The sequence below is a fragment of the Agrobacterium larrymoorei genome, from assembly GCF_013322225.1.
Classification (GTDB): domain Bacteria; phylum Pseudomonadota; class Alphaproteobacteria; order Rhizobiales; family Rhizobiaceae; genus Agrobacterium; species Agrobacterium larrymoorei_A.
Genome location: NZ_JAAMFB010000009.1, coordinates 37,014 through 49,661 on the forward strand (window position 1 = coordinate 37,014; position 12,648 = coordinate 49,661).

The window sequence follows — 12,648 nt, forward strand, 5'->3', positions numbered from 1 at the left end:
TTCATGTTACCACAGTCAATTGCGGACGAGTTTGATTTCACGCTGGCCATGCCCGGGGAGATTATGGTGCTGCGGGTCTTGGGTGCCGCTTTTTTCTGCGGCCTGATCGGACTTGAGCGGCAGTTTCGGAAGAATACTGCGGGCATACGCACCAATATGCTCATAGGTGTTGCGGCGGTCGTATTTTGCATTGTGACTCTTGAGCTGATGCATACCTATGACAACGCCGAAAGCTCTGCGCAGATGGATCCGATCCGTCTGGTGGAAGCAGTTACCGCTGGCATTGCCTTTCTTGCGGCGGGCGTCGTCGTTTATACCAAAGGCAGCGTTCAGGGACTGACCACCGGCGCAAGCATGTGGCTTTCCGCCTCGATTGGGCTGTCAGTGGGACTTGGCATCTGGCTGCTGGCTATCGTTGCCACTTCCATAGGTATCGTTGTGCTCTGGTTACTGCGCAAGGGAGAGATCGCCGCCGGTATAAGGGAACCATCCTCCGGTGGGGAGAAAACGGATGCCGCCGACTAAGACAGCACCCGCTTTGGATCACTTCGCGTCGAGCAAGTCCTTGACCTCGAGCACGACGAACTCGTTGTCGTCTGCTTTGTCCAGCGCACGGCCAGCGGAGAAAGGCAGGTTGTTGTCGTTGCCGACGATGATGTGGTCGGCGTCGACACGATCCACGTTTTCGATGGTGACGAACGGCATGGCGTAAGTGCCGTTCGCGCTGCCCTGACGCGCCTTATTGTCCGGGTCGGCAACCTTCATGAGATCGATATAGCCGATCTTGCGGGCGGCCTTGCCGACATTCGCGTCGTTGAACTCGATCTTGTAGATGCGCTTCAACTTGGCTGGTACAGCGAAGCAATTTGCCTCCGGTTTCTTTGGATCGGCGCACGCCTGATCAGCGGAACCGGCACCGTTATCGCGCTCGATCACAAGGGCGGTCGCGTCATCCAGCATGTTGAAATCGCCGATGGCTTCGCCACCCTCTGCCAGCGGGTAAAGCCATGTACGACCTGTCCACGCCTTCGAAGCGACGTCCAGTTCGATGATGCGAAGGCCCGTTGCGCCGTCTTCGGTCTTTTCGACCTGACCGTCTGCCGAGTAGAGCGGGCCTTCCAGCAAACCGTAAATCTTCTTTCCATCCTTCGACATCGCCATACCTTCAAAGCCGCCGGAGCGCTTCAGGTTGAAAGCAGGCAGCTTCTGGGTAGGATTGCCGGGCAGAGTAAGCATCGGATTGTCGGGTGACTTTACTTCGATATCGCCAGCCTTGGTCGCAATCACATCCGTCAGCTTGCCGTCGCGGGTAAACTTCAGAATATAGGGTCCAAACTCTTCGCCGACCCAGAAACCATCTGCGACAGGCTGAATCGATTCAACATCGAAATCCGCACCCGTAAGGTAACGTTTTTCCGAGCCTTCCATAACGATGGGGAAGGGGGCCTTTTTGTCCGGGTCGGACAGGAATACGGTTTCCTGCGCTTCGACCTTGCCGTTGTCCCAATCAAATTTCAGGTGGTGCAACATCAGCATTGCGTCGCTGGAGTTCAGCTTTGAGCCGAAACCGTTATCGGAAAGGCTCCAGAACGTGCCGTCATCCATGGCCTTAATGCCTGAGAAACCCTGCATCGGCTGACCATCGAACGGCATGGAAAGACCTGTTGCGCGCACGCCATCTTTTCCTGGCACGGTGCCGAGACCTTCTGCACGCTTGCGATCCGCCGTCGTGAACTTGGCGGACGTCTTCAGATGTTCCGGTGCATCTGCCGGAGCGGCGATAATGGTGTTTGCGGGGAGCATGGCTTGAGAAACGAGCTTTGCCGGAAATTCTTTCTCCGCGGCAAACGCGGAGAGGCTGCCGAGCGTCAGAAACACCGCGGAAGAAAGAAGGGTCTTTTTCATGAAACACCTGTTGGTTTGCGAATTGTGGCGCAGCGACCGATAGGTGCGGTTTGTGACAGCCGTGTAATGACGTGTTGAACGTTTGATGAAGCTTTCTTAGCGGATGTTGATCAGAGCGCTGCTTGTCGGCTTAACGCACAGACCCCTAGCGTCTGACCGCGCCCTTTTACAGCATGTTCGCCCAGATATTCGCTCTTAACGCCTTTGGGTAACAGCAGTTGGTGCGCGAGGTCGGACGATATCAGGATTGGATGACCGAGCATCTTGCTGAGTGATTCCAGCCGGGCTGTGGTGTTTACCGTATCTCCGAAATAGGTGATCTTGTGGTGATCTACGCCTATCTCGGCGGTGATGACCGGGCCACCGTGGATAGCAAAGCGCAGTTTCGGGACCGTGCCGAAGTCGGCAAGCCATGTGGCACGGCTGCTTTCGATTTCTGCCAGAATATCGAACACGCAGTTGATGCAGGCGGCACGACGAATTGCCAGATGATAAGGCCAGGTGATGATGGCCGCATCGCCGATATAATCGTCGATTACGCCGCCATGCCGCCTGACCGGAGCGGCGTATGCAGAAAACAGCTCGCCAAGAAACTCCTGCGCTTTGAGATCGCCATTTGTTTCCGCGAACGAAGTTGAGCCAACGACATCGATGAAAAGGAATACGCGTTCTTCGCTGACCGGTCGGCGGTAGCGTCCAAGAATGAGATCGATAAAGATATCCCGACCGAGCAATTCGCGGACGCGCATGATGAAGACGATGATTGCGCATACGCCAAGGGTGAATACCAAGGTTTGCACTTCGGCATGAACTGCGCGTTTCCACGTTACCGGGAAAACTCCGGTAGCCCACAAGATTGTGCCACCGAGGCCGAAACCGCAGAAAACGAGGATGACGTAGATGACCATGCCGACAGCGATATAGGCGGGCGTGGGCAGCATGCTGATGCGCCGCGAAAGACCCGGCATGATGTGGCCGCGCTCGAATGCCAGAATGGGCGCACAGGCAAACAGCGCATAGGTGGCGCCGATCAATGCTCCACCGCCATATTCCAGAAATGCGTAGACGACACCGCTTCCCGCAACAGCCAGAAACAGGACGACATAGTCGAGCATTGCGAGAATTTTTCTCATGAAGAGCCTAGGTAATAGAAAAATGATCGAAGCCGCTTCCCCCAAAGCGCCTTCCGTGATTCCTGACGACGATGACATTAGTGTGGAAGGGGCACTGCAAAAAGTGACCATTCCGTAAGATATGAAACGTGCAGGCAGATACGCTAAACTACCCAAGCTTGGCTTACGGTAGACGGGTGCGAGCCAAGCGCGCAAACGAAGACTGCTATCGCTGACTATGCGGGTAGCTCGACAGCTTCGACCTTCTTGCCTGCGAAGCGAAGAGCGACCTCGCCGCGAATGAGCTTAAGCGCGGGCTCTCCGAACAGATCGCGACGCCAGCCGGAAAGAGCGGGCACTTCGGCCTTCTCGCCCTCGGATGCGATCTTGTCCAGATCGTCGCTGTTGGCGATAACCTTGGCAGCAACGCCATGCTTGTCGGCGGTAAGCTTCAACAAAACCTTTAGCAACTCTACTGCTGCACCGGTGCCTTCCGGTGAATGGCTCTGGCGCGGTGGATGCGGCATTTCCGACTTAGGCAGGGCAAGTGCGGCGTTCACGGTTTCGATGATCGCCGTACCGGCGGCGGAGCGCTCCCAGCCCCTAGGCACGGTGCGCAACCGCGACAGTGCCTCGGCATCCTTGGGCTGCTGCTGCGCAATCTCAAAAATCGCATCGTCCTTCAGAACCCGTGAACGTGGAACGTTGCGGGAGCGCGCTTCGCGTTCACGCCAAGCGGCGATGAATTTCAGAATTGCCAGCTCTGCCGGTTTGCGCAAGCGCGACTTCAACCGCAGCCACGCATCGTCGGGATGCATGTCGTAGGTTTCTGTGGATTCCAGAATGTCCATCTCCTCCTTCAGCCAGAAAGAGCGGCCTTCGCGCTCCAGCTGGGCTTTGAGGGACAGATAAACGTCGCGCAGATGGGTCACGTCGGCCAGCGCGTAATCCAGCTGCTTCTCTGACAATGGACGGCGGCTCCAGTCTGTGAAGCGCGAGGATTTGTCGATCTGGACGTTCTTTATCTTCTGGACGAGTTGATCGTAGGAAATCGAATCGCCAAAACCGCAGACCATGGCCGCAACCTGCGTGTCGAAGATCGGATGCGGGATAAGGCCGCCGAGATGGTGGATGATCTCGATATCCTGCCGCGCCGCGTGGAAAACCTTCACGACACTGGCATCGGCCATCAACTCGAACAGTGGGGACAGATCTATGCCTTTTGCAAGCGGGTCGACCAGCACTTCGAGAGTGGGACTCGCCATCTGCACAAGACAAAGCTCGGGCCAGAAAGTCGTCTCTCGAAGGAATTCAGTATCGATGGTAATGAATTCGGATTTCGCCAACTCCTTGCAGGCATCGGCGAGTGCTGCTGTCGTGTCAATCATTGTTCGGCCAGTCCAGGAAAAGTATCCGTCTTACTTTCCCTTTGAGCAGCTTATGTCAATATGAACGGCGGGTTTCTCCGTTCTTTGCTGCATCTTTCCTCTGTTCTCTGGTCTATTTGGCGTGGATTACGCTCCTTTCATCGCGCTCGGATGAGCGAGAACGACGAGAGACGCGGCAAGTGGAAAAGCCCTTTGATTGCGCTTTTTCTTGACAAATCGGGTCAGCCATGCGCTTTTCCGCCCAATTTCGAAAGTGCGGCTTTATATGGCCGCTGCATGCTTCAGGATATCATTATGCATCGTTACCGCAGCCACACCTGTGCCGCTCTCCGCAAGTCGCATGTCGGCGAGACCGTTCGTCTTTCCGGCTGGGTTCACCGCGTGCGAGATCATGGCGGCGTCCTCTTCATCGACCTTCGCGATCATTACGGCATCACCCAGGTTGTTGCCGATCCCGACAGCCCTGCCTTCAAGACTGCCGAAGTCGTGCGTGGCGAATGGGTCATCCGTATCGATGGCCTGGTGAAGGCGCGTTCGGAAGACACCGTCAACAAAGGCATGGCGACCGGCGAAATCGAGCTTTACGCGCAGGAGATCGAAATTCTCGGCGTTGCCAAGGAACTGCCGTTGCCGGTGTTCGGTGAGCCTGAATACCCGGAAGACGTTCGCCTGAAGTATCGCTTCCTCGATCTTCGCCGCGAAACGCTGCACAAGAACATCGTCAAGCGCACGCAGATCATTTCCGCCATGCGCAACGGGATGGCAGAGGCAGGCTTTGCCGAATATACCACGCCGATCCTGACGGCATCCTCGCCGGAAGGCGCGCGCGACTTCCTCGTGCCATCCCGTATTCATGAAGGCAAGTTCTTCGCGCTGCCGCAGGCGCCGCAGCAGTACAAGCAGCTGCTGATGGTTGCCGGTTTCGACCGCTACTTCCAGATCGCACCGTGCTTCCGCGATGAAGACCCGCGTGCAGACCGTCTGCCGGGCGAGTTCTACCAGCTCGACGTGGAAATGAGCTTCGTGACCCAGGAAGACGTCTGGGAAACCATGGAGCCGATGATGACATCGGTTCTGGAGCAGTTTGCCGGAGGCAAGCCGGTAACGAAGCAGTGGCCGCGCATTCCTTACGACGAAGCGATCCGCAAATACGGTTCCGACAAGCCGGACCTGCGCAACCCGATCGTCATGCAGGCCGTGACCGACCATTTTGCCGGTTCAGGCTTCAAGGTCTTCGCAAACATGATCGCGTCTAACCCCAAGGTCGAAGTATGGGCAATCCCGGCCAAGACCGGCGGAAGCCGTGCATTCTGCGACCGCATGAATGCGTGGGCGCAGTCCACCGGCCAGCCCGGTCTGGGCTATATCTTCTGGAAGGAAGAAGACGGCAAGATCGCAGGCTCCGGCCCGCTGGCGAAGAACATCGGCGAAGAGCGCACCGAAGCGCTGCGTGTACAGCTCGGTCTCGAAGCTGGCGACGCCTGCTTCTTTGTCGCTGGCGATCCCGCGAAGTTCTACAAGTTTGCCGGTGAAGCGCGCACGCGTGCTGGCGAGGAACTGAACCTCGTTGACCGCGACCGTTTTGAGCTTTGCTGGATCGTGGACTTCCCATTCTTCGAATACAATGAAGAAGAAAAGAAGATCGACTTTGCGCATAACCCGTTCTCCATGCCGCAGGGCGGAATGGAAGCGCTGGATGGTCAGGACCCGCTGTCGATCAAGGCTTACCAGTATGACGCGGTCTGCAACGGCTTTGAAATCGCTTCCGGCTCGATCCGTAACCAATCTCCCGAGTTGATGGTCAAGGCCTTCGAAAAGGTAGGCCTGTCGCAGAGCGACGTGGAAGAGCGCTTCGGCGGACTCTACCGCGCATTCCAGTATGGCGCTCCTCCGCATGGCGGTTGCGCATTCGGCATCGACCGCGTGGTCATGTTGCTCGTTGGCGCGAAAAACCTGCGTGAAATCACGCTGTTCCCGATGAACCAGCAGGCGCAGGATCTTCTGATGAACGCGCCTTCGCCCGCATCGCCAACGCAGCTTCGCGAATTGGCGCTGCGCGTGGTGCCGTCGGCCAAGAAGGATTGAGTATCCTTTAGCCCTGAACATCTGATCAACGGCGGTCATTATCAATGACCGCCGTTTTTTTTGTAGTCAGATGCATAGATATTATCGCGGCTTGATAGGGCGGGCACTTACCGTTATACAGTGCGCACTCACCACGGACCCGGTGAAACTCCGGGTGGCTCTTCTGGCCGCCGATCCGCCAGACAACGCAAAGCACCATTGAAGTTTAAGCTCCCGAGACTTTCGTCCGGCTGGTGCGTAGATATTTGCGAAAAAATCCTATGAACAGACTTCAAGCCTACAAGCGTGAGTGGTTTTCGAACATTCGCGCCGATGTACTTTCCGGCATCGTCGTTGCCCTTGCCCTCATTCCAGAAGCAATAGGCTTCTCGGTTATCGCCGGTGTCGATCCCAAGATTGGGCTCTTCGCTTCCTTCGCCATCGCCTGCGTGTCCGCCTTTGTCGGCGGCAGGCCCGGCATGATCTCTGCCGCAACTGCTGCAACAGCGGTTTTGATGGTGACCTTGGTCAAGGAGCACGGTCTGCAATATCTCTTTGCCGCCACCATTCTGATGGGCATCCTGCAAATTCTGGCTGGCTTTGCAAAACTCGGACGGCTGATGCGCTTCGTTTCGAAGTCGGTGATGACCGGGTTCGTCAATTCACTGGCGATCCTGATCTTCATGGCGCAGTTACCGGAACTGATCGGTGTGCCCTTGCAAACATACGCCATGATCGCTGTAGGACTGGCGATCATCTATCTCTTCCCGTTTGTCACCAAGGCGATTCCATCGCCCCTTGTTGCGATTGGCGTTCTGACAGCCTTGGCATTTTATGGGGGCATGGATATTCGCACCGTTGGCGATCTTGGCGAGTTGCCCTCAACACTGCCTATATTCGCCCTGCCGCAAGTGCCGCTGACATTCGAAACCCTCCAGATCATTTTCCCTTATTCCGCAGCGCTTGCTGCCGTTGGCCTGCTCGAATCCCTGCTGACCGCACAGATCGTTGACGAAAGAACGGATACGTCGAGCAATAAGAGTCAGGAGTGCATAGGGCAGGGCGCAAGCAACATCGCGTCGGCCTGCATTGGCGGAATGGGCGGATGCGCGATGATCGGCCAGTCCGTCATCAATGTCACATCGGGCGGGCGGGGGCGGCTGTCGACATTCGTCGCCGGGGCGTTCCTGCTGTTTCTGATTTTGGTGCTGGACGATATCGTTCGTATCATTCCCATGGCAGCACTGGTCGCGGTGATGATCATGGTCTCGATTGGAACCTTCTCATGGCGCTCCATCACTGACCTACGCAGAAATCCGCTCTCCTCCAGCATCGTCATGCTCGCAACCGTCATCACCGTGGTGGCGACCCATGATCTGGCCAAGGGCGTTCTCGTCGGCGTACTGCTCTCCGGCGTGTTCTTTGCGGGTAAGGTTGCCAAGCTTTTCCACGTCCGTTCCGGCCTCAGCGCGGATGGGCGGGAGCGTATTTACAGCGTCACGGGCCAGATATTCTTCGCATCGACGGAAAGCTTCGTCGCCGCCTTCGATTTTCTGGATGAGGTGGACGCGGTCACGATCGACGTTTCCGATGCCCACTTATGGGACATTTCGGCAGTCGGTGCGCTGGACAAGGTCGTGATGAAATTCCGCGCCAAGGGAAAGATCGTTCATGTGAAGGGCGTCAATGCCGCGAGCGCCCACATGATCGACCGTTTTGCGCTTCACGACAAGGATGGCAACGCAGCGCCGTCTCTGCACTGACCAAGAAAAAGCCCCGGAAACATGTTTGCTTCCGGGGCTTCTGACTGTTGAAATCGGCAAGCGGACTATTCGTTCGCCGTAACGGTGACACCCAGCACTTGCGGAAGGGTGTTTGGCGCACCCATTGCAGCGCCCATGATCATCGGAAACGGAACCGGTTTTTCCGGAGCCGCCGTGACGGTGAAGTTCTTCGGATCGTCGATGTACGTATTGACCGCTGCCGAAACGGCGTTCTGCAATTCAGGAACGTTAAGCTGCGCCATCATAAGTGGCACCATGCCCTTGATTGTCTGCGCCAGCTGTTCGCTGGTCATACCCTGCTCGCCTGCCGCGTAGTCGATTGCTCGTTTGGTGATGCTGGCATCATCGAAGCTGATTTCTGCGTTGATGAAGCTAAGTTGCTGCATGAGGCCAAGCATCGCAAGCCCGAACGCCTGGTCTGCCTGCTCCTTGTTCGGATTGGATGCTTGCGCTTTCACGGCATCCTGCATCGACTTGATGAAGCCAAGCGTATAGCCGGAGAAGCCGAAGGACATGTTGAGGCGGCCGATATCGGTCAGGTCCAGCGCATATTCATCGATGCTGATCGTGCCCGGCGCGATTTCCCAGGAGCCGGACATGGTCAACTCACCGGCGAGCTGCTGAACCTTCAGCTTGTCGATGGCTTCCTTGGCTTTCGGATCCGTTACGCCGCTCAGGTCTGCCTTGAAACCCGATGCGTTGAGGTCGAAACCGATCGTGCTGTCGTCCTCGCTACGCGTCATCGTGGACGAGGTTTCTTCCAGCGAGAAGCTTTCCTTGCCATCGACCTTGATCGAAACCGGTCCGCTGTGGGCCTCGTCGTAGAACAGCATCGAATCCAGCGTGCCGGTGGTGGCATCCGCCGGAACCACGACGCCGGTCATGTAGATGTCGGAGACATCTACAGAGATGTTCTTTTCGGCGTAGTTGATGTTCTCGAAGCTCATCTTCTCGATATTGTAACCGCCATTGTCTTCCTCAACGCCTTCCAGCGTGACGTTGCCGACGGGAACGCTTTGTTCCTTGGCGGCGGTTGCATGGAAGGTTACGCCGCTCAAGGTAACGGTTGTGCCGTTGACCGCGATGGATTTTGCAGCGATTTCCGCACCCTGAACGTGGTATGCAGCATTTATCTTCTTCAGAACGTCTGCGCCATCGAGTGCGAATGCCGGTGACGCGAATGCTACGGCTGCCGCACTGGCCAGCAGAAAATGACGGGTGGCTTCAAGTCTCATTCTGTCTCATCCCTTGTAGGTGCGAAAATCTGCTATGCGAAAAATCGGAATCATCTATTGATTGCAACGGTCTGTTGCATTCGTATTTCTGTACGAATGGCCGAATTGCGGCATGAAAACAAGATTAACGAAAAATATAAGCGGAAGCGGCCTCATCCACAGGGTAAAAAGCCCGGTTTCCTTGATGGGAATCGCCATTTCCGCTAGTCAAGCGGCATGGGAAAAAATCTTGTTCCTCCGTCTGGCGGAGATGACGATCACATTCTTCCGGTCGACCTCAAGGCAGCGCTTGAAGAGCGCTATCTCGCCTATGCGCTTTCGACCATCATGCACCGCGCTCTGCCGGATGTGCGAGACGGATTGAAGCCGGTTCACCGTCGTATCATCCACGCCATGAGCGAGATGGGCATTCGGCCGAATTCCGCTTTCAAGAAATGCGCCCGTATCGTCGGTGATGTCATCGGTAAATTCCACCCGCACGGCGACCAGTCGGTCTACGATGCGCTGGTGCGACTGGCGCAGGATTTCTCGCAGCGCTACCCAATCGTGGACGGACAGGGCAACTTCGGCAACATCGACGGTGATGGTGCTGCGGCCTATCGTTACACCGAAGCGCGCATGACGGACGTCGCCGCGCTGCTTCTGGAAGGCATCGATCAGGATGCCGTCGACTTTCGCGCCACATACAACGAGGAAGACGAAGAGCCTGTCGTCATGCCAGGCGCATTCCCAAATCTGCTGGCGAATGGCACGTCCGGTATCGCTGTCGGGATGGCAACCAGCATTCCGCCGCACAACGCACATGAATTGTGCGACGCGGCGCTCCGTCTTATCAAAAATCCGGATGCAACCGTTGAGGATCTGATGTTCGATCCCGCGCATCCGGAACGCGGCGGCATCGAGGGGCCGGACCTTCCCACAGGCGGCATCATCACCGAAAGTCGTGAAAGCATGCTTGAAGCGTACCGCACGGGGCGCGGTGGTTTCCGCGTTCGTGCGAAGTGGATGGTGGAAGACCTCGGTCGGGGCGGATACCAGATCGTCATCACCGAAATTCCGTATCAGGTGCAGAAATCCCGCCTGATCGAGAAAATCGCCGAACTGCTTCTGGCGCGCAAACTGCCGCTGCTGGAAGATGTGCGCGATGAATCCGCCGAAGACGTGCGCGTCGTTCTGGTGCCTAAGAACCGCACAGTAGATGCGACGCTTTTGATGGAATCACTGTTTCGGTTGTCTGATCTGGAAAGCCGTATTCCGCTTAACATGAACGTTCTGTCCATGGGCCGCATACCCAAGGTCATGGCACTGAACGAGGTGCTGAAAGAGTGGCTCGACCATCGCCGCGAGGTATTGGTCCGCCGTTCACGCTTCCGCCTTGCTGCTATCGACAGACGCCTGGAGATTCTAGGCGGTTTGCTGATTGCCTATCTCAACATCGATGAGGTCATCCGCATCATCCGTGAAGAGGACGACCCCAAGGCCGTGATGATGGCGAAGTGGTCGCTGACCGATAACCAGGTCGAAGCGATCCTCAACATGCGTCTGCGCGCATTGCGCAAGCTGGAAGAGGTCGAAATCCGCACGGAGTTCGAAGGCCTCAGCAGCGAAAAGGCTGAAATCGAGGCTTTGCTCGCATCCGACGAAAAGCAGTGGCAAACCATCGCCTGGGAAATCGGCGAAACAAAAAAGAAATACGCCAAGGCAACGAAGCTCGGTGAGCGCCGCACGCAATTTGCCGATGCACCTACAGCCGATGTCGAAGCTATCCAGCAGGCGATGATCGAGAAGGAACCCGTCACGATCGTTATCTCGCAAAAGGGGTGGATCAGGGCGCTTAAGGGCCATATGTCGGATACATCCGGCCTCACCTTCAAGGAAGGCGATGGTCCGAAGCTCGCATTTCCTGCACAGACGACGGACAAACTTTTGCTGGTGACGACCGGGGGCAAGGCCTACACGCTGGGAGCAGACAAGCTACCGGGTGGGCGTGGCCACGGTGAGCCTGTTCGTATCATGGTCGACATGGAAAACGATCAGGATATCCTGACGGCGTTCGTTTACGATACATCACGCAAGCTTTTGGTCGTTTCGACCGCTGGCAACGGTTTCGTCATCCCGGAAACCGAAATGGTCGCCAATACCCGCAAGGGTAAGCAGATCATGAACGTGTCCATGCCGGATGAGATGAAGCTCGTCGTGCCGGTTACGGGTGATCACGTGGCGGTCGTCGGTGAAAACCGCAAGATGGTGACCTTCCCGCTTTCGCAAGTGCCTGAGATGTCACGCGGAAAGGGCGTTCGCCTCCAGCGCTACAAGGACGGCGGTGTTTCGGACGTCAAGTGCTTTACGTTGGCAAGCGGCCTGACTTGGGAAGACAGCGCCGGACGCTCATTCGTCAAGGTCGGCGATGAGCTTCTGGAATGGATGGCTGATCGCGCTGGCAGTGGACGAACCGTGCCCAAGGGATTTCCGCGTAGCGGGAAGTTTGGTGGGTAAGCTCAGGTTAGAGCGATAACATGATCCTTGAGGAAACGGGTAATGCCGTCCTCATTGATCTCTCCGGCTGCAATCCCGATAACGAATTCGTACAGTTTGCCGTCGTCGGTTTCGATCATATATCCGTTTTCCATTAGGAAAATACCGGCTGTGACGATAGCTATCCTTTTGTTGCCGTCAACAAAAGGATGATTTTTGGCCAGTCCAAAAACATATGCCGCGGCGAGTTCGCATACGTCTCCCACGCCGTATTCAGCTTTGTTGATAGGGCGGCTTAGCGCCGACTCGAGCATCCCCTCGTCACGAAGGCCATGGCTGCCGCCGAAATTGTCGATTTGCATTTTGTGTAGTTGCTCGACAATTTTGCTGTCCAGAAAAATGAAGTCCATTACTCGGCGAGCTTCTTCAAGGCTACCTTGTATTTGTCCATGAAAACTCTTGCGTGCTCCAATTGTCGCGTGAATGCTTCATCAGCAACGCGCATTCGCAATTCGCCGTTGGCCTCGTCTACAGCAAGCGTATCTCCAGCTTTGACACCGAGACGGTCAAGGAGCTCTTTCGGGATGATCAACCCCTCGGAATTTCCAATTTTGCGAACCATCAAATTCATCGCAATTACTCCAGTTGCAACGTCGTTATAACATCGTTGCAACAGTGTTACAAC

At 56.2% G+C, this 12,648-nt stretch carries 10 protein-coding genes and 1 other annotated feature; of the genes, 4 read left to right on the forward strand and 6 right to left on the reverse strand.

The genetic code is table 11. The features are described from left to right. Positions 1-3: 3 nt before the first annotated feature. Positions 4-525, forward strand: coding sequence for an MgtC/SapB family protein (locus tag G6L28_RS04115; protein ID WP_174062527.1), 522 nt, complete (start codon positions 4-6; stop codon positions 523-525). Between the two features lie 18 nt (positions 526-543). On the opposite strand, the gene G6L28_RS04120 is transcribed toward G6L28_RS04115, so the two are convergent. The 3 genes from G6L28_RS04120 to rnd all read right to left on the reverse strand — a co-directional run bounded on the left by G6L28_RS04120 (position 544) and on the right by rnd (position 4,405). Beyond that, positions 544-1,905, reverse strand: coding sequence for an esterase-like activity of phytase family protein (locus G6L28_RS04120; RefSeq protein ID WP_174062528.1), 1,362 nt, complete (start codon positions 1,903-1,905; stop codon positions 544-546). Positions 1,906-2,015: 110 nt separating this feature from the next. Then, the gene (locus G6L28_RS04125; protein ID WP_174062529.1) at positions 2,016-3,038 is read right to left on the reverse strand and encodes an adenylate/guanylate cyclase domain-containing protein; all 1,023 of its coding nucleotides are present in this window, start codon (positions 3,036-3,038) and stop codon (positions 2,016-2,018) included. A gap of 215 nt (positions 3,039-3,253) precedes the next feature. Then, complete coding sequence (gene rnd, locus G6L28_RS04130) at positions 3,254-4,405, reverse strand: ribonuclease D (RefSeq protein WP_174062530.1); 1,152 nt, start codon at positions 4,403-4,405, stop codon at positions 3,254-3,256. 294 nt (positions 4,406-4,699) lie between these two features. On the opposite strand from rnd, the gene aspS reads away from it, so the two are divergent. Continuing rightward, positions 4,700-6,490, forward strand: coding sequence for an aspartate--tRNA ligase (gene aspS, locus G6L28_RS04135; protein WP_174062531.1), 1,791 nt, complete (start codon positions 4,700-4,702; stop codon positions 6,488-6,490). Between the two features lie 132 nt (positions 6,491-6,622). Further along, positions 6,623-6,678 (forward strand) — a sequence feature (sul1 is cis-regulatory element that is thought to sense ions involved in sulfur or methionine metabolism; They are found in Alphaproteobacteria). A 72-nt stretch (positions 6,679-6,750) separates the two neighbouring features. Further along, positions 6,751-8,232 (forward strand): SulP family inorganic anion transporter, encoded by a 1,482-nt coding sequence (locus G6L28_RS04140; protein ID WP_174062532.1) that lies wholly within the window; start codon positions 6,751-6,753, stop codon positions 8,230-8,232. Positions 8,233-8,297: 65 nt separating this feature from the next. Here the strand turns inward: G6L28_RS04140 and G6L28_RS04145 are convergent, their stop codons facing one another. Beyond that, positions 8,298-9,488 carry a hypothetical protein gene (locus G6L28_RS04145; RefSeq protein ID WP_174062533.1) on the reverse strand — a complete coding sequence of 397 codons (1,191 nt, stop codon included), beginning with the start codon at positions 9,486-9,488 and terminating at the stop codon, positions 8,298-8,300. 216 nt (positions 9,489-9,704) lie between these two features. Between G6L28_RS04145 and parC the strand changes: the two genes are divergently transcribed. Then, entirely contained in the window at positions 9,705-11,984 is a 2,280-nt protein-coding gene (parC, locus tag G6L28_RS04150; RefSeq protein ID WP_174062534.1) for a DNA topoisomerase IV subunit A, read from the forward strand. Positions 11,985-11,986: 2 nt separating this feature from the next. Here the strand turns inward: parC and G6L28_RS04155 are convergent, their stop codons facing one another. Both G6L28_RS04155 and G6L28_RS04160 read right to left on the reverse strand, forming a co-directional pair. After that, positions 11,987-12,373 carry a type II toxin-antitoxin system death-on-curing family toxin gene (locus tag G6L28_RS04155; RefSeq protein ID WP_174062535.1) on the reverse strand — a complete coding sequence of 129 codons (387 nt, stop codon included), beginning with the start codon at positions 12,371-12,373 and terminating at the stop codon, positions 11,987-11,989. Beyond that, positions 12,373-12,594 (reverse strand): AbrB/MazE/SpoVT family DNA-binding domain-containing protein, encoded by a 222-nt coding sequence (locus G6L28_RS04160; protein WP_174062536.1) that lies wholly within the window; start codon positions 12,592-12,594, stop codon positions 12,373-12,375. Before G6L28_RS04160 ends, G6L28_RS04155 begins: the two co-directional genes overlap by 1 nt. Between the last annotated feature and the right edge of the window lie 54 nt (positions 12,595-12,648).